15 protein-coding genes and 1 tRNA gene are annotated in these 17359 nt (G+C 69.9%); 9 read left to right on the top strand and 7 right to left on the bottom strand.

What is annotated here, in order from left to right:
• Positions 1 to 275: 275 nt before the first annotated feature.
• From otsB to GSI01S_RS14435, 5 genes are read right to left on the bottom strand one after another with little or no spacing between them, the layout of a single operon-like run.
• Entirely contained in the window at positions 276 to 1040 is a 765-nt protein-coding gene (gene otsB, locus GSI01S_RS14450; RefSeq protein WP_006897335.1) for a trehalose-phosphatase, read from the bottom strand.
• Positions 1037 to 2476, bottom strand: a complete 1440-nt coding sequence (locus tag GSI01S_RS14445) for an alpha,alpha-trehalose-phosphate synthase (UDP-forming) (protein ID WP_006897334.1) — start codon at positions 2474 to 2476, stop codon at positions 1037 to 1039. Before GSI01S_RS14445 ends, otsB begins: the two co-directional genes overlap by 4 nt.
• Before the next feature lie 5 nt (positions 2477 to 2481).
• The gene (locus tag GSI01S_RS20340; RefSeq protein ID WP_006897333.1) at positions 2482 to 2646 is read right to left on the bottom strand and encodes a hypothetical protein; all 165 of its coding nucleotides are present in this window, start codon (positions 2644 to 2646) and stop codon (positions 2482 to 2484) included.
• Between the two features lie 23 nt (positions 2647 to 2669).
• Complete coding sequence (locus GSI01S_RS14440) at positions 2670 to 3461, bottom strand: MerR family transcriptional regulator (protein WP_006897332.1); 792 nt, start codon at positions 3459 to 3461, stop codon at positions 2670 to 2672.
• Complete coding sequence (locus tag GSI01S_RS14435) at positions 3458 to 4921, bottom strand: threonine/serine exporter family protein (protein ID WP_039867752.1); 1464 nt, start codon at positions 4919 to 4921, stop codon at positions 3458 to 3460. The genes GSI01S_RS14440 and GSI01S_RS14435 overlap by 4 nt, the downstream gene beginning before the upstream one ends.
• Before the next feature lie 181 nt (positions 4922 to 5102).
• Between GSI01S_RS14435 and GSI01S_RS14430 the strand changes: the two genes are divergently transcribed.
• Positions 5103 to 5174, top strand: a tRNA-Thr gene (locus GSI01S_RS14430).
• Positions 5175 to 5236: 62 nt separating this feature from the next.
• Here GSI01S_RS14430 and GSI01S_RS14425 read toward each other — a convergent pair.
• Positions 5237 to 5713, bottom strand: a complete 477-nt coding sequence (locus GSI01S_RS14425) for a GyrI-like domain-containing protein (protein ID WP_006897330.1) — start codon at positions 5711 to 5713, stop codon at positions 5237 to 5239.
• 75 nt (positions 5714 to 5788) lie between these two features.
• Between GSI01S_RS14425 and GSI01S_RS14420 the strand changes: the two genes are divergently transcribed.
• The 6 genes from GSI01S_RS14420 to GSI01S_RS14395 are packed head-to-tail and all read left to right on the top strand — an operon-like array spanning position 5789 to position 11726.
• Complete coding sequence (locus GSI01S_RS14420; protein WP_006897329.1) at positions 5789 to 7360, top strand: carboxylesterase/lipase family protein; 1572 nt, start codon at positions 5789 to 5791, stop codon at positions 7358 to 7360.
• A complete protein-coding gene (locus GSI01S_RS14415) occupies positions 7357 to 7791 on the top strand; it encodes a RidA family protein (protein ID WP_006897328.1) in 435 nt (144 codons plus the stop codon). Before GSI01S_RS14420 ends, GSI01S_RS14415 begins: the two co-directional genes overlap by 4 nt.
• Complete coding sequence (locus tag GSI01S_RS14410; RefSeq protein WP_006897327.1) at positions 7788 to 8984, top strand: winged helix DNA-binding domain-containing protein; 1197 nt, start codon at positions 7788 to 7790, stop codon at positions 8982 to 8984. The genes GSI01S_RS14415 and GSI01S_RS14410 overlap by 4 nt, the downstream gene beginning before the upstream one ends.
• A gap of 52 nt (positions 8985 to 9036) precedes the next feature.
• Entirely contained in the window at positions 9037 to 9744 is a 708-nt protein-coding gene (locus GSI01S_RS14405; RefSeq protein WP_006897326.1) for a response regulator transcription factor, read from the top strand.
• Positions 9741 to 11279 carry a sensor histidine kinase gene (locus GSI01S_RS14400; protein WP_006897325.1) on the top strand — a complete coding sequence of 513 codons (1539 nt, stop codon included), beginning with the start codon at positions 9741 to 9743 and terminating at the stop codon, positions 11277 to 11279. Before GSI01S_RS14405 ends, GSI01S_RS14400 begins: the two co-directional genes overlap by 4 nt.
• A gap of 21 nt (positions 11280 to 11300) precedes the next feature.
• The gene (locus GSI01S_RS14395) at positions 11301 to 11726 is read left to right on the top strand and encodes an HIT family protein (protein ID WP_006897324.1); all 426 of its coding nucleotides are present in this window, start codon (positions 11301 to 11303) and stop codon (positions 11724 to 11726) included.
• A gap of 17 nt (positions 11727 to 11743) precedes the next feature.
• On the opposite strand, the gene GSI01S_RS14390 is transcribed toward GSI01S_RS14395, so the two are convergent.
• Positions 11744 to 13840: a RecQ family ATP-dependent DNA helicase gene (locus tag GSI01S_RS14390; protein ID WP_006897323.1), complete on the bottom strand. Its 2097-nt coding sequence runs from the start codon at positions 13838 to 13840 to the stop codon at positions 11744 to 11746.
• A gap of 107 nt (positions 13841 to 13947) precedes the next feature.
• Between GSI01S_RS14390 and GSI01S_RS14385 the strand changes: the two genes are divergently transcribed.
• Both GSI01S_RS14385 and GSI01S_RS14380 read left to right on the top strand, forming a co-directional pair.
• On the top strand, positions 13948 to 15219 hold the full coding sequence (locus tag GSI01S_RS14385; RefSeq protein WP_006897322.1) for a bifunctional glycosyltransferase family 2/GtrA family protein: 1272 nt from the start codon (positions 13948 to 13950) through the stop codon (positions 15217 to 15219).
• Complete coding sequence (locus tag GSI01S_RS14380) at positions 15216 to 17339, top strand: ArnT family glycosyltransferase (protein ID WP_006897321.1); 2124 nt, start codon at positions 15216 to 15218, stop codon at positions 17337 to 17339. Before GSI01S_RS14385 ends, GSI01S_RS14380 begins: the two co-directional genes overlap by 4 nt.
• Positions 17340 to 17359 lie beyond the last annotated feature (20 nt).

Below are 17359 nucleotides of genomic sequence, written 5' to 3'. Positions count from 1 at the left end.
GCCTGAGTGGTCGCTCGGTGGTCTGTTTCAGGGTTGTCGAGTAGGCGTGTGAGCGTAGCGAGCATGCCGTGTCGAGACTGCCTGTCTGGAGTTTCGACTCGCTGCGCTCGCTCAACGAGCCTGGAGGGTCGCTCGGTGGTCTGTTTCAGGGTTGTCGAGTAGGCCTGTGAGCGTAGCGAGCATGCCGTATCGAGACCGCCTGTTTGGGGTTTCGACTCGCTGCGCTCGCTCAACCAGCCTGGGGGAGGGGCGCTCAGTGCGCCTTCGCACGACCGTCAGCGGCGCAGAGCGGCCACGGTCTCCAGGACTGTCGCGACCCCGTTCGGATCCGCGACGCGGAAGTGCGCCGCCGTCGGGCCGTCTCCGACCTTGACTCCCACATCGTCCGGACCGAGGCGCGCGAAGGCCTTCTCGTCGGTCACGTCGTCGCCGAGGTAGAGCACGGCGTCCACCTCGAGCGCCGCGCGCAGGCGGTCGAGGGCGTGTCCCTTACTGGTCTCGATCACCGCGAGTTCGATGACCGCTTTGCCGTGGGTCACCTGCACCCCGTCCCACGACGCCGGACCGGACTCGGCGAGAGCGAGCGCGGCGTCGGCGTCGGCAGGGGATGCGTTGCGCACATGAAGGGTGGTGCTGACCGGCTTCACCTCCACCGAGGTGCCGGGGAACCGGGCACTCAGACCGCGGAACTCGGCGACGATCCGCCGCAGCAGTTCGCGTTGCCCGTCGGTGACCGGATCGTCGAAGCCTTCGGCGAACTCGGCGCCGTGGCTGCCGACCAGCGTGATGTTCTCACTCGCACCGGAGAGCGCGCGCAGGTCGGCGCGGGCCCGGCCGGACACCAGTGCCGCCGCGGTCCGCGGCGCCGCGGCGCACTGCTCCAGCGCGGCCATCGAGCGCGGTTCGGGGACGGCGTCCTCGGGCCGCGCCACGATGGGTGAGACGCACCCGTCGTAGTCGGAGGCGACGAGCACCCGCGGACGGGCGGCGAACGCTTCGAGCGCGGCCCGCAGGGCGTCGTCGAGCATCGTCTCGGTCATGCGTCGGCGGCGAGGGTGTCGAGGAAGCTGGTGGCCCACAGATCCACGTCGTTGGTCATCACCTGATCGTGGAGGATGCGCATCCGCTCACGGCGGGCCTCGGCGGGATCGGTGACGGCGGCCTCGATCGCGTCGTCGACGTCGCGGTCGTCGTACGGATTCAGCAGGTAGGCCTCGCCGAGTTCGGCTGCGGCGCCGGTGAACTCGCTCAGGACGAGGGCGCCGCCGAGATCCGCGCGCGCGGCGAGGTACTCCTTGGCGACAAGGTTCATCCCATCGCGCATCGGGGTCACGAGCATGACGTCGGCCGCGCGGAAATAGGCGAGCAACTCGTCGCGGGCCACCGGCTGCAGCAGGTAGCGGATCGGCGGGCGCGCGACGGTCCCGTATTTGCCGTTGAGGTGACCGACCATCTGCTCGATGCGATTGCGCATGTCGATGTAACTGTCGACGCGCTCGCGGCTGGGGCTGGCGAGCTGAACCATCACCGTCTTCGCGGGATCGAGCCGGCCGGAAGCGAACAGCCGCTCCAGCGAGGCCAGCCGGACGTCGATTCCCTTGGTGTAATCGAGCCGGTCGACGCCGAGCAGCAGCACCTCGGGGTCACCGAGTTCGGCGCGGATCGTGACCGCGCGGTCGGCGGCGGCCGTGGCCTGCGCCGCCACATCGGCCGAATCGATGGAGATGGGGAACGAGCCGACCTTGACGGTGCGGCCGTCGTACTCCACCGCTCCGAAATCCTCCCGCGCGGTGATCGGGCCGTTCGAGGTGCGGGTGCCGAGGAGCCGGCGCGCGAGTGTCAGGAAGTTCTCGGCGCCTCCGGGCAGGTGGAAGCCGAGCAGGTCGGCGCCCAGCAGGCCTTCGAGGAGATCGGTGCGCCAGGGGAGCTGGCTGAACAGCTCGGTCGGCGGGAAGGGAATGTGCAGGAAGAACCCGATCCGCAGGTCGGGACGCGTCTCGCGCAGCATCGCGGGCACCAGGAGCAGCTGATAGTCCTGAACCCAGACCATCGCATTCGGGGCCGCAGCACTCGCGGCGGTCTCCGCGAACCGGCGGTTCACCCGGACGTACGCCTCCCACCAGTCATGCCGATACTCGGGCTTGACGAGTAGATCGTGGAACAGCGGCCACAGAGTGGCGTTCGAGAACCCCTCGTAGTAGTCCTCGACCTCTGCGGCGCTCAGCGGCACCGGGTGGATGTCGATGCCCTCGACGTCGGGCTTCTCCTCGGGGGACCCGTCCTGCGACGCGCTGCCCGACCACCCCACCCAGGCGCCCGACCGGGTCTCCAGGGTGGGGGTCAGTGCCGTCACGAGTCCGCCCGGCGAACGCTTCCAGACCACGGAGCCGTCGGGCCGGACCTTCTTGTCGACCGGAAGACGATTTGCGACGACGACGAAATCCGCACCCGTCGCAGGGTGCCCGGGGGCCGTCATCCGCGTCAGGCGGACTCGCCGGGAGCGATTCCGAGCATCGACAGCAGCATGCGGCATTCGTCGGCGTCGGTGGCGTAAGCGGCCACCACGCGGCGGGCCTTGTGTGCGGTCTCGTCGGTCACCGGCTCCAGTTCGTCATCGGCGATGTCGTCGGTCGTCTTAGCTGCCATGGCCGGGATTCTACCCGAGCCGATCAGCGGTGCCGGTCGGCGTTCGCGACGATCGCATCCCGTACGTACCGGGCCAGTCCGGGCTCGATCTCCTCGTACGACGCGGTGAACCGCGGGTCGCTCACGTACATCTCGCCGAGGCAGGTGTGGAACTCGTGGCTGCACTCGTAGAAGCGCTCGTCGATGTGCTTGCGCGCCCGTTCTGCGGCGTCCATGGCGGCCGTGCTGTCGGCGGGTTCGCCCGCCCGCATGGCCGCGGCGAACGCCGCGTGGATCGCGTCGGTCTCCGCCTTGATCTGTTCCCAGTCCGCCTTGGTGTAGTCGCGAGTGCGGCGGGCCGACTGCTTCCACGCGTCGGTCTGCCCCCACCGCTCCTCGGCTTCGGCCTGGTACTCGTCGCGGAATCCGTCGCCGAAGATCTCTCGCATCTCTTCGGCGGTCGCTGGTCGTTGCTGCATCTGCGTCTCCATCGCTCGATCGATGGCTGCGACGAGTTCGGTCAACTCGCCCAGCCTGGACACGACGGCCTCGCGTCGCCTGCGCAGGTGATCGACTGGGTCGCCGTCGCCGTCGAGCAGTGCCGCGATCTCGTCCAGCGGCATCTCCAGCCGCCGGTAGAGGACGATGCGCCAGAGCCGGTCGAGGTCCGCCTCGGTGTAGAGGCGGTAGCCGGCTCCGGTGCGCTTGGCGGGCGACAGCAGTCCGATCCGGTCGTAGTGGTGCAGAGTGCGCACCGTGACTCCGGTCAGATCGGCCAGACGTCCCACCGTCCAGGTGGTCGTCCACGTGCCGTCGGCCCCGTTCGTCGCCGTCATGGATTCCAGCGTGGAGGCTTACGTCGCGTGAGGGTCAAGCCGTGCGGCCGGCCGTCGCGCAGCGCGTCGCGTTGGCGCGCCAGCGCCGCGGGCAGCCGGGGCCGTTTGAGCGTGCGTGCGATGAATTCGCCGAGGGTGACTCCGGCGGCGATGGAGCAGCCGACCGCGATGGCTGTGGCCAGCTCGCCGAAGCCGGCCAGCGTCTCGCCGCTCATCACACCGTAGAGACCGCGGTACATCGCCAGACCGGGCAGCAGCGGGGTGATGCCGGCGACGGCGACCACGAGTGGCGGGACGAGGGCTCGACGAGCGGCGAGACCACCGATGAGGCCGACGACGATCGCGGCGACCGCACCCGAGACGATGGCTCCCGCGTCCGTGAGCGAGAGCCCGCTGATCACCCCGGAGGCCAGCACGCCCGCGCCGAGCGCGACCGGGATCGCGCGACGCTCGGCGTAGCTGGCGAGTGCGAAGGCGCCCGCGGCGATCGCTCCGCCGATCACCGTCGCGGCCACATCCGACGGTCCGAACGGAGACGTCGTCGTCAGGCCCGGCAGACTCCCGCCCAGCGCCTCGACCAGCCGGATCGCCATGGCCACGCCCGCCAGGATCCCGCCGGTCATCAGCACGACCTCGGAGAATCGGGCGGTGCCGGTGATCGGCGCCCCGGTGATCGCGTCCTGCACCGATCCGACCAGCGACAGTCCCGACAACAGCGCCACGATCCCCGCCGCGATGATCTGCGACGGCGCGAAACTCACGTCGAGCGCCTCGCGCCAGTGGTACAGGCCGGCCGCGGGGAGCACGGCGATGAACCCGCCGAGCATCTGCTGGAAGAAGATCGGGGTTCCGATGCGGGCCAGCCGCCGGTTGAGAGCGACGATGACGACGGTGGTCAGGAAAGCCGTCAGCACCACCAGCGTGGTACCGCCGAGAAGGATCGAGATACCCAGCGCCAGAACGCCCCAGGCCAGATTCGCGAGCCAGTACGGGTAGGGGTGGGGGGCGCTGACGATGCCGTCGACGATCCGGTGCGCGGTTCCGGGGGTGATGGCCAACTGCCGGATGCGCCGCACCAGGCGGTCGACGTGCGCGAGCCGGGTGAAGTCGAGCGACCGGTAGTGGACCGTGCGCACGGTGGTGACCGGCGGCAGCGTGGGGCCCCGCCGGGCACTCACCAGGATACGGTTGAACGTGACGTCCACGACGACGTCCTCGAGACCGTAAATGCTTGCGACGAAAGCGATCTGGTTGCCGGTGTCGATGGCGCCGGTACCCGAGTCGAGGAGCACCGCGCCGATACGTGCGGCGAGATCGAGGACTTCGGTGATCGCGGCCTCGTCGTCGAGCGGGATCGGTTTGCGGGGTGCGACGACGATGCTGCCCGGCTCGATCGTGTCGATCGTGGCCGTGGCGTCGCCGAGAATCTTGTCGAGTCCCTGACGGAACATCGCTTTCACACGCACCCTGCCTCCTCACAGGTCAGTCGCGGAGGCGGTCCGGTGGGGCCGCCGCCTTCGATCGTGGCATCGCACGCACCGGCCCGCGAGGGTTGTCCCGCGGAGGTGCCCGAGGTAAGTCGTCGGCCCGGGGACCGGGCGTTACTGGTTCGCGGTGTGACCCTATATACTTCCGCCGCAGGCCTCCTTAGCTCAGTGGTAGAGCACTCGCCTTGTAAGCGAGCGGTCGTCAGTTCAATCCTGACAGGGGGCTCCGCCGCGGGCCTGACGCATCCGATGCGTCGGGCCCGCTCCACTCTCCCGGCGGTGCGGTCCTCAGAGGAGGACCAGCAGATCGGTCCGCAGGTCGTCGTGTGCGACGACGCTGGGATCGGTCACGTAGATCTCGACCACCGCGCGGGGCACCGCACCCCCTTTGGCGAAATGGGTCTCCATGAGCAGCTCCCACGCCGACCCGAGACCGTCGAAGCCGCCGAGGTGCGACATCACCAGGGCGCGGCCGGTGGGGAAGGTCCCGTTGTCGATGCCCTCGAGGTCGGTGGGCTCGGCTACGGGGAAACCGATCGTGACGTCGAACTCGTCGGTGACGTCGCCCTCGTAGACGGCGAAGCCCGGTCCGATCGGCCGAGCCTGCGCCAGCAGGTGGAAATGGCCGTCGAAGATCTCCGGCAGGTCGTCCATGCGGACCTCGGGAAATTCCATGGTCACCACCCGCACCGCGTCCGGCAGGGACACCTCGGTGGCTTCGAAGAACGGCTCCTCGCGCAGGATCAGGGGCAGTGAACTGGTCATGAATCCATGCTACGGCCGCGCGGCCCGGAGTCGGCACATGCTGCACACCGGTCCATCGCCCGGCAAGATGGAGGCGTGACTGACACCGTTCACGTCGTCGACACCGTCTACGGTCCGCTGCGGGGCACCAGCACACCATCGGCCGACCTGTGGCTGGGAGTCGCGTACGCGGCTCGTCCGACCGGGCCGCGACGCTGGCTGCACGCGCAGCCGCCCCGTGAGCGCAGCGAGGTCATCGACGCCCGCAACTTCGGCCCGGTGTGCCCGCAGCCGGTGATGCAGGTGATCGATCTCGGGCCGGAGGCCTTCGCCAACGAGGACTGCCTGTATCTGAATGTCGGGACGCCGCGCGGCGTGGCCGGCACCGACGCACGCCTGCCGGTGATGGTGTGGGTCCACGGCGGCGCCTACCTCTGCGGATCGGGGTCGCAGCCGCTGTACGACCCGGGGTCCCTGGTGCAGTCGTCCGTCACCCGCGGGACGCCGACGATCATCGTCACCCTCAACTACCGGATGGGCGCGTTCGGGTTCGCCGATCTGCGTCATCTCTCGTCCGGCGACGAGACCTTCCAGGCCAATTGCGGTCTCTCGGACGTGCTCGCCGCGCTGGGCTGGGTGCGCGACAACATCGAGCGTTTCGGCGGCGATCCGGGCAACGTCACGCTGTTCGGCGAATCGGCCGGCGCCGGTGTGGTGACCACGTTGCTGGCCTCGCCCGCGGCGAAGGGACTGTTCCATCGGGCGATCGCCCAGAGTTCCCCGGCCACCACCGTGTACGACGCCGAGCGTGCCGAGCGCTACGCGAACATGCTGCTGGCCGAGCTCCCGCCCGAGTACGTGCGGCCGAGCGAACTGCGCCGGACGCCTGCGCTGGATCTGGTGAACGCGTCGTCGGCGATCTTCAACCTGGTGCCCAACCGGTTTCCCGGCACCATCGCGTTCGCCCCCGTGGTGGACGGCGATCTGGTGCCGCTGGATCCGATGGAGGCCATCGTCTCGGGTGAGGCGCACCGCGTCCCGCTGCTCATCGGGACCAACCGGCACGAGACCTCGCTGTTCCGCTGGATGTCGACGCCGCTGCTTCCGGTGAAGAACGACGGTGTGGACGCGATGTTCACCCTGATCGGCACCGAGCGGCCGACGCTGCGCGTCCCCGAACCCGACCGCCTCGACTCCTCCTACCGTCACGTGCCCTCGGGAGTGCGCAGTATGGCCATCTCCCGCGACATCGGATTCCGGATGCCCGCGGTGTGGATCGCGGAGTCGCACGCCCAGGTGGCGCCGGTGTACCTGTACCGGTTCGATTGGGCCACACCGCTCCTCCGCGTCCTCGGCTACGGTGCCGCGCACGCCACCGAGGTGCCGTACGTGTGGGGCAACCCGGCGTCGAGCCGGCGTGATCCGATGTACGCGCTCGGCGGACGGGCCACCGGCGAGAAGGTGCGGCACCGGATGCAGTACCGCTGGCTCGGTTTCGCCGCGGACGGCGACCCGAACACCGGGGAGGACGGCGACGCGCTCTGGGAGGCGTACGTGCCGCAGCGCCACAGTTCGCTGTTGATCGGCGGCACCGAGGACACCTCGGTGACCGGACTGGACGACAGCACGCTGCGCGCGTGGGGAGACGAGGTGCTGAGCTTCCGATGACCGAACCCGAGTACTTCCGGTCCGCGACCCTGCACGACGGCGGATTCGCCTACGGCGCACAGACGGCACCCGGAGCGCTGATCTTCACCGCGGGAATCTCGCCACTCGACGCCGACGGCGCGATCGTGGGCGCGAACGACCCCGAGGCGCAGGTCCGCCGCGCCGTCGAGTGTCTCGACGTCCTGCTCGCGGAGCGGGGCGCCGCGCGATCGGGAATCGTGAAACTGACCGTCTACGTCGCGGCCGCCGGTGCCGACGAGCTCGGCGCCGTGTGGCTCGCGCTGGACACCGCGTTCGACGCGACTCCGCCGTCGATAGTCCTCGGGGTGTCGGCGCTGCCCTACCCGGGGCAGCGGGTCGAGATCGAGGCGGTCGTCGCGGTCTCGGGCGGCCACATCCCGCACGCCCCGGTCGAGCGGGGCTCGGTGTGACCGCCCGACCGCGCGTCGGCGACGGTCAGCGGCGCGCTCGGCTGCTGCGTCGCCATCTGCTGGACGGCTCCGCCGGACACCGGGTCACCGAGGTCGCCGACGCCGTCATCGGACTTCATGCCACCGTGCCGTCGACGGTCCACCTGGCGGCGTGGGCCCGGGGTGCGGCGCCCGACCCGCAGACGGTGGAGACCGCGTTGTACGACGAGCGCTCGGTGGTCAAACAGCTCGTGATGCGCCGGACGCTGTTCGTGATGACCCGGCCGGTGCTCGCCGAGGCGGTCGGCGCGATCGGGCCCCGGGTGGCAGCTTCGGAACGGACGAACATCCTTCGCGATCTGCGTCGCGACGACGGTCCGGACCATCCGGAGGCCTGGATCGAGCGGGCGCGCGAGGCGATTCTCGCGGAGCTCTCCGACGGGGCCGCACTTTCGGCACCGGAGTTGCGGAGACGGTTGCCGGAGTTCGACATCGAGATCATGCGCGACCACGGCAAGTCGTACGGCGGACCGTCGCCGATGCTGCCCCGAATGCTCAACCATCTGGCCGCGCGGGGAGAGGTGGTGCGCGGCCCGAACGCCGCCGACTGGCACCGCTCGCGGCCGTCGTGGACGTCGATGTCGTCGTGGCTGGGGGCGCCCCTGCCGCATGTCGACGAGGCGGCGGGGCACGTCGCACTGGTGGAGCGGTGGCTGCGCCGGTACGGTCCGGGCACCGAAGCCGATCTGGTGTGGTGGCTCGGCACCACCAAGACCGCGGTGCGCGCCGCACTGGCATCGCTGCCGGTGACCGAGGTGGAACTGGACTCGGGTGCCACGGGCTATCTGATGTCCGACGATCTCGCGGAGGTGGAGCCGGTGCCGCCGCGGGCACTGCTGCTGCCCGGCCTGGACCCGGCCACCATGGGCTGGCGGGAGCGCGACTTCTATCTGGGATCCCACGGTCCGGAGTTGTTCGACCGCACCGGCAACGGAGGACAGACGGCCTGGTGGGACGGGCGGATCGTCGGCGGCTGGGTGCTGACCGAACAGGGGGTGAGGGTGGTTCCGCTCGAAGACCTTCCCGCCGAGGCCCGCGACGCGCTCGCCGAGCGGGCCGACGAGCTCACCCGGTGGCTGGGGGACGATCGGCCGGCGCCGGGATTCCCGTCGCCGCTGATGCGGCAGCACGGCCGGGCGCGACCCTCACAGTGATCTCCCAGGTTCTTGCCAGTCGGACCGCCGGAGGGGCAGGCAAGCTGGAACCATGACTTCTGCTGACAAACCCGCCAAGGTCCTCGTCGTCGACGATGAGGAGAACATCAGGGAACTGCTGTCGGTGTCGTTGAAATTCCAGGGATACGAGGTCGTCGCCGCCGCCGACGGACCGCGCGCGCTCGACGTCGTCCGTACCTTCAGGCCGGACGTCCTGGTCCTCGATGTGATGATGCCGGGGATGGACGGGTTCGGCCTGCTCCGGCGCCTGCGGGCCGACGGTGTGGACGCCCCGGCCCTGTTCCTCTCGGCCCGGGACTCGGTGGAGGACAAGGTGAACGGACTCACGATCGGCGGCGACGACTACGTCACCAAGCCGTTCAGTCTCGAGGAGGTGGTGGCGCGGCTGGCCGTTCTGCTGCGGCGCAGCGGCTTCGGCGAAGGCGAGGCGGAACCGACCCGAATCGTCTTCTCCGATCTGGAACTCGACGACGAGACGCACGAGGTGTTCAAGAACGGTGAACTGGTCTCGCTCTCACCGACCGAGTTCACCCTGCTCCGGTACTTCATGGTCAACGCCGGGACCGTGCTGTCGAAGCCGCGGATCCTCGACCACGTGTGGAGCTACGACTTCGGCGGTGACGTGAACGTCGTCGAATCGTACGTCTCCTACCTGCGCCGCAAGATCGACACCGGGCCCAAGCGGCTCATCCACACGCTGCGCGGCGTGGGATACGTGATGCGTGAGCCCCGCGAATGACGATGAATCCGCCCGGCGTCGGCCCCGCTCCGCAACCGCCCGGCCCACCCCCTCCGCATCCGCACCTGCCGCACCGTGGCGGGCGCCGCGGCGTGCCGCTGCGGATCTCGCTGGTGGTGCTGACCGCCGTCCTCGTCGCCCTCGGTCTGGTGTTCTCCGGTTTCGCGGTCACCTCGGCGATGCGCGGCAACCTCATCTCGCGTACCGACGCCGGGCTGGACGACGCCGTCAACGGCTGGGCCCGGCCCCGCGATCTCTCCACCGACCACCGGACCGGCCCGCCCGGCCCCAAGCGCCCGCCGTCGCAGTACTACGTGTCCACGGAACTGCCGACCGGAATGACCCTGACGATCAGCGACTTCTCGTCGAGCCCGGACCTGAGTTCACTGCCCGACGGCGACGCGGCGCCGACGACCGTCGACTCCGCCGGCCCGGGGCCGCAGTGGAGGGTCATCAAGCGGCAGTCGGACTTCGGGTCCACGGTGGTGGCGATCCCGCTCACCGACGTCCAGGAGACGATGAACCGTCTCATCTGGCTGCAGGTGGGGATCGGCGCCGTCGTGGTGATCGTGATCGGCGTGCTCAGCTCGCTGCTCGTACGGTCGAGCCTGCGCCCGCTGCGCCGCGTGGAGGAGACCGCGCACGCGATCGCGGGAGGCGACCTGCACCGGCGAGTCGCCGAAGCGCCGGAGAACACCGAGGTGGGCAGTCTGGGCCGGTCGGTGAACGCCATGCTGACGCAGATCCAGGCGGCCTTCGCGGCGACTGCCCGATCCGAGCAGCAGGCCCGGCGGTCGGAGGAGAAGATGCGCCGGTTCGTCGCCGACGCATCGCATGAGCTGCGGACACCGCTCACGTCCATCAAGGGGTTCTCCGAGCTGCTCTCGATGGGCGCGGTGGACTCCGGCGACGCGGTCCGCCGGATCTCGTCGGAGGCCGACCGGATGAGCCTGCTCGTGGAGGACCTGCTGATCCTCGCGCGGCTCGACGCCCAGCGCCCGCTGAACCGCGGCGAGGTGGAGATCGTGCCGTTGGTGGCCGACGCCGTCGAGGGGGCGCGGGCCGGCGCGCCCGGATCGGACATCGCCTTCGACGTTCCGTCCGCCACCGGCGATCCGGTGGTGGTCGGCGACGTCGCCCGGCTGACACAGGTGGTGCGCAATCTGGTCGGGAACGCCGTCGCCCACGCGGGGCCGGACGCGCACATCCGGGTGGTCGTGGAATCGTCGCCGTCGGACGTGCGGGTCACGGTGGCCGACGACGGACCGGGAATGACGGCCGAGGACGCCGAGCATGTCTTCGAGCGCTTCTACCGGGGCGATCACTCCCGCCACCGAGAGGTCCCGGGGGCCGGGAACGGACTCGGCCTCTCCATCGTGGCGGCGCTCGTCGACGCCCACGGCGGCCGGGTCGGGGTCGACACCGCACCGGGCGAGGGCGCGCGATTCTGGTTCATCCTGCCCCGGATCGACACCGCGGGATTCGCCGGCGCCGCCGGAACCGACGAGCCGGACCACCCGCCTGCGGAGGTCTGAGGCTCATCCTACACTCGGGTCATGCCTTCGGTCTTCACGCACATCATCAACGGCGATCTGCCGGGCCGCTTCGTCTGGAAGGACGGCGTCTCGGTCGGCTTCATGACCATCGCGCCGGTCACTCCGGGGCACGTGCTGGTGGTGCCGCGCAAGGAGATCGATCACTGGGAGCAGATCGACACGCCCACGTTCACGCATATGACCGACGTGTCGCAGAAGATCGGCCGAGCGGTCAAGGACGCCTTCGACGCCCCGCGGATGGGCATGCTGATCGCCGGTCTGGAAGTGCCGCACCTGCACATCCACGTGTTCCCGGCGCACTCGCTGGAGTCGTTCGATCTGACCAAGGCCGACCAGAATCCCTCGCCGGAGTCGCTCGACGACGCCGCCGAGCGGATTCGCGTCAGCCTGCGCGCGCTCGGCTACGGGGAGAACGTCCCGGACTGAGGCGTCGCGGCCGCGCCTCACGCGGTCTTGTGGACCACCAGCGGCAGGACGGCGGAGGCCCCGGACTCGCGCAGTGCCGCGGCGGCGAGGGTGACCGGCCAGCCGGACCCGGTCTCGTCGATCACCAGGAGCACCGCGCCCGACACAGCGGGCATGGGCCCGAGGTGGTCGCGCCAGTACGCCGCCTCGTCCGCGCCGGTGGCCTCTCGACCGGGCCGCGGGCCGGGCCGCACCGGGAGCGCGTCGCCGGTGCGGCGGCCCACCTCGCGCAGTCGTTGAGCGAGGGTAGCGGCCAGCGTGCCGCCCGTGAGGTCGAGCGAGTAGATCACGTCCGGCCGCACTCCCGACGACCGTCCCCACTGCGCGACCACGGTCACGGCGGCTTCGGCGAGAGCGCTCGACGCCTCCGAGTCGCCCGCCTTCGCGGCGTCGAGGACATCGCGCCACTGGGGTGCGTCGGCGAAGGCCAGCACCCGTCCCGGTTCGGCCATGGCGCCGGGCGGGATCCGGCCGCGGCTGCCGAAGGCGCCGCCCGGCCACATCTTGCGGGGTTCGAGGAGTTCGGCGTCGCGCCGCAGCACGGCTCCGACCTCGGCGACGATCCGGGTCTCCGGTGCCTCGGCGAGCCCGGGGGTGATCTCGCCCCGGCACACCGAGCAGCGCCCGCAGTCCTGGGAGCGAGGATCGTCGAGGGACTCGGTTAGCAGACGCATGAGGCACTTCTCGCCGCGGATGAACGAGCGCATGATGTCGGCCTCGCGACGCCGGACGGCGAGGACGCCCTCGTAGTGCTCGGCGTCGTACACCCAGGGCTTCCCGGTGACCGACCACCCCTCGCTCGATCGCTCGACCACTCCGTCGACCGCCAACTGTTTGCACATCAGTTCCACGCGGCCGCGGCGGATACCGGTCGCGGACTCCAGGCCCGGGACCGTCATCGGGCCGTCGGCGTCGCCCAGCGTCTGCAGCAGTCGTTCCATGCGCGCCGGGTCGGGGATCGTCGCGGTGGCGAAATGCTCCCAGATCGCGTCGTCGAGCCGGGAGGCGAGGAGCATCACCACCGCCTCGTCGAGCGCACGGCCGGCACGGCCCACCTGCTGGTAGTACGAGACCGGAGACGGCGGTGCTCCCACATGCACGACGAACCCCAGATCCGGTTTGTCGAAACCCATCCCGAGCGCCGACGTCGCGATGAGAGCTTTGACGCGGCCCGCGAGCAGATCGTCTTCGAGGCGATGCCTTTCCTCGGCGGGCAGTCCGCCGGTGTAGGCCGCGACCGCGAGTTCGTCCCCGTGGACGGCGCGGATCGCCCGGACAAGGCGATCGGCGTCCGCGACGGTGAGCACGTAGACGATTCCGGAACCGGGAAGCATCGGTAGTTCCTGTGCCACCCAGGCGTACCGCTGCAGTGGGTCGAGTCCATCGATCACGTTGAGATGCAATGACTTCCGTGCCAACGGGCCGCGCAGGACAAGCGTGGCGTCGCCGAGCTGCGCCGCGACGTCGTCGGTGACGCGGGCGTTGGCGGTGGCAGTGGTCGCCAGCACGGAGGTCTGCGGATTCAGCCGCTGAAGCACGTCCGACACGCGCCGGTAGTCGGGACGGAAGTCGTGTCCCCAGTCGGAGATGGCGTGGGCCTCGTCGATCACGACCAGGCCGAGCCGCCCGGCGAGAGCTTCGAGCACGCGGCGACCGAAACCCGGATTGGCGAGTCGTTCGGGCGACACGAGCAGTACGTCGAGCGAACCGTCGAGCAACGCGCCCTCGATGGCCGACCATTCGTCGATATTCGCCGAATTCACTGTGGCAGCACGCAGTCCGCCGCGCGTGGCCGCCGCCACCTGGTCGCGCATCAGCGACAGCAGTGGCGAGACGATGAGGGTCGGTCCGCCGCCGGCCGCACGGATGACGGCCGTGGCCGCCCAGTACACGGCGGACTTGCCCCAGCCGGTGGCCTGCACCACGAGCACGCGGGCGCCGGGCGCGGCCAGGGCTGCCACCGCAGTCTCCTGGTCCGCCCGCAGCCGGGCGTCGGGGCCGGCGAGCGAGGTGATGACCTGATCGGCGATCTCCCGCTGCGGGGGAGTGAGCTGCTGCGGTGGGGACGTGACCATGGCGCCCAATGTATCGCCGCTCCCGGACTGTAACGACTCCGTCATCCACAGGAATCTCCCAGCAGTGGCCCAGGGCCGCGGGAGCGAACCGCACGATTCTCGTAGCCATGACAGAAGTTCTGAGCCGGGCATCGACCGAGGGCGAGTCGGTGCCCGACCGACCGGTCCTCGATGTGGTGATGCCGGTCTACAACGAAGAAGACGATCTGGAGCAGTCGGTTCGCCGGCTGCACCGCCATCTGGCCGACAGCGTGCCGTATCCGGCGCGGATCACCGTGGCCGACAATGCGAGTACGGACTCGACCCTCGCGATCGCGCTGAGGCTGCAGGCGGAGATCCCGGGCGTTCGCGTGGTCCACCTCGACTTGAAGGGGCGGGGGCGGGCGCTCAACCACGTCTGGCGCGACAATGACGCTCAGATCGTCGCGTACTGCGACGTCGATCTCTCCACCGACCTCAATGCGCTGATGCCGCTCATCGCCCCCTTGATCTCGGGGCACTCCGACATCGCGATCGGCACTCGGCTGTCGCACTCGTCCCGGGTGATCCGGGGCGCCAAGCGGGAGTTCATCTCGCGCTCGTACAACCTGATCCTGCGCACCGCGATGGGCGCCCGCTTCTCCGACGCGCAGTGCGGCTTCAAGGCGATGCGCACCGATGTGGCCCGCGGACTGCTGCCGTACGTCGAGGACACCGGATGGTTCTTCGACACCGAACTGCTGGTTCTCGCCGAACGCGTCGGTCTGCGAATCGCGGAGGTTCCGGTGGATTGGATCGACGATCCCGACAGTTCAGTCGACATCGTCGCCACCGCGATCGCCGATCTGCGCGGGTGCGCACGCGTCGGCTGGGCGCTCGCCACCGGTCGGATCCCGGTGGCCGAACTGCGCAAGACACTCGGACGGGATCGATTGCCGGGGCCGGTGATCGACGGTGTGCCGCACGGAATGGTCGGTCAGCTGGCCCGGTTCTGCGCCGTCGGCCTGGTGTCGACGGTGGCGTTCGCGCTTCTGTATCTCCTGTTGCGGCCGGCCGGTGCACAGGCCGCCAACTTCCTGGCGCTGGCGATCACCGCGGTGCTGAACACCGCGGCCAACCGCCGCTTCACCTTCGGCGTCCGCGGGCGCCAGGACCGGGCGCGGCACCACCTGTTCGGGTGGGGTGTGTTCCTCTTCGGCTGGGCGGTGACGGCGGGTTCGCTCTTCGCGTTGCACCGCTGGAACCCGGATGCCGGCCGCGCACTGGAACTGGCCGTCCTGGTCGCCTCCAACCTCGTCGCCACCGCGACACGTTTCGTCGGGCTGCGGTGGGTGTTCCGCCGGCGCCCCTCCGTCGCGGCGCCGGCCGAGCAGACCTCTATCGAACGGAGTGCCGCATGACTGCGACCGTCCTCGATCGGCCGCAACCGGCCGAACCCCTGCCCGATGATCCCGACCGGACGCGCAGTGCGCTGTGGCGCCGGCTGTCGCTGGCGGCGCTGCTGGTGGGGACCACCGTCCTCTACCTGTGGAATCTCTCGATCAACGGTTGGGCGAACTCCTTCTACACGGCTGCGATCCAGGCGGGTTCGCAGTCGTGGAAGGCGTGGTTCTTCGGGTCGTCCGACATGGCGAACTCGATCACCGTCGACAAGCCGCCCGCATCCCTGTGGATCCCCGCGCTGTCGGTGCGAGTCTTCGGCCTCAACTCGTGGTCGGTGCTGGTCCCCGAGGTGCTGATGGGTGTCGGGTCGGTGGCGCTGCTGTACTTCATCACCCGCCGCTACTTCGGCCACTGGGCCGGCATCGGTGCGGGCGCCGTGTTGGCGCTGACCCCAGTGGCCGCGATGATGTTCAGGTTCGACAACCCCGAGGCCCTGCTTATCCTGCTCATGATCGCGGCGTGCGGCGCGGTGCTGCGCGCGATGGAGCCCGGCGCGAAGAGCGTGTGGTGGATGGTCGCGGCAGGCACGGCGGTCGGATTCGGTTTCCTCACCAAGCAGCTGGAGGTGATGCTGATCGTTCCGGCGATGGCCGTGACCTACCTGGCGTTCGGTCCCGGACGGTGGCTGCGTCGCATCGGGCATCTGTTCGCCTCACTGGGTGCGCTGATCGTGAGTGCCGGCTGGTGGGTCCTGGCCGTGGAGCTCTGGCCGGCGTCGAGCCGTCCGTACATCGGCGGTTCGCAGAACAACTCGATCCTCGAGCTGACGTTCGGCTACAACGGTCTCGGCCGGCTCGACGGGAACGAGAAGGGCAGCGTGGGCGGTGGCGGACGCGCTCGCGAGATGAGCGGCGCGGCAGCCGAGATGTTCGGCCAGGGCGGTCCGGGGGGTCCCGGCGCCGGCGGCCCGGGCGGCGGCATGTGGGGCTCCACCGGCTGGCTCCGGATGTTCGAGCCGGCGCAGGGCGGTCAGATCGCCTGGCTGATCCCGTCGTCCCTGATTCTGGGAGTGGCGGCGCTGGTTCTGATCGGGCGGGCCTCACGTACCGATCTGCGGCGTGCCTACTTGAGCGTCTTCGGACTGTGGATGCTGATCATGGTCGGCGTCTTCAGCTTCATGGCGGGCATCTTCCACAGCTATTACACGGCGGCCATCGCTCCCGCTCTGGCGGCGGTGATCGCGGTGTCGGCGGTCGTGTGCTGGCGCGAACGGGCCGCGTTGTGGGTTCGGCTGGTGCTGGCCGCCGCGACGTGGACCGCGGCGATCTGGGGATTCGTGCTGCTGAACCGCTCGGCCGATTTCGTCCCGTGGCTGCGGTTCGTCGTCCTCGTCGTGGGGATCGTCGCGGGAGCGCTGATGCTGGGGGCTCAGCGTGGCGTGCTCGCCGCGGTCGCAGCGTCGCTCGCGGTTCTCGCCGGCCTGGCGGGTCCGCTCGCCTACACGGTCGACACGGTGACCACGGCTAAGCAGGGCTCGATCATCAGCGCCGGTCCCCAGGTCGAAGGCGAATTCGGGCCGGGGGGCGGGCACGGTCGGCACGGCCGGTTCAACGGCGCGTTCGGGCCACTGGGAGCGGGCCGGACGCAGGCCGGTGCACGTGGCGGATTCCCCGGCATGGGCGGTGCGCCGGGCATGGGCGCCCCGGGCCAGGCGGGCGGAGGTCCCGGAGCCTCACCGGCGGGCGGCCTGCTGAACGGATCCACGCCGTCTGACGAGATGGTCGCGGTCCTGCGGAACGACGCCGATCGGTACACGTGGGTCGCGGCGGCAATCGGTTCCAACGAGGCCTCCGGCTATCAGATCGCCAGCGGATACTCGGTGATGCCGATCGGCGGGTTCAACGGGACCGACCCGTCGCCGACCCTGGACCAGTTCAAGCAGTACGTCGCCGACGGCAGGATTCACTACTTCATCTCGGGCGGCCGGGGTGATCGCGGTGGTGAGGGCTTCGGCGGAATGCCCGGCATGGGGGAGAGCGGGACGTCGTCGGAGATCAGTTCGTGGGTCAAGGAGCACTTCACCGCCACGACGGTCGACGGTGTGACTCTTTACGACCTCACGTCGCCGAAGAACTGACCGATGGTGCTCCGGGGACG

It is taken from the genome of Gordonia sihwensis NBRC 108236 (assembly GCF_000333035.1).
GTDB classification, from domain to species: Bacteria; Actinomycetota; Actinomycetes; order Mycobacteriales; family Mycobacteriaceae; genus Gordonia; species Gordonia sihwensis.
The sequence above is the reverse complement of the archived record's forward strand: the minus strand, read 5'-3'. Positions and strand labels throughout refer to the sequence as shown.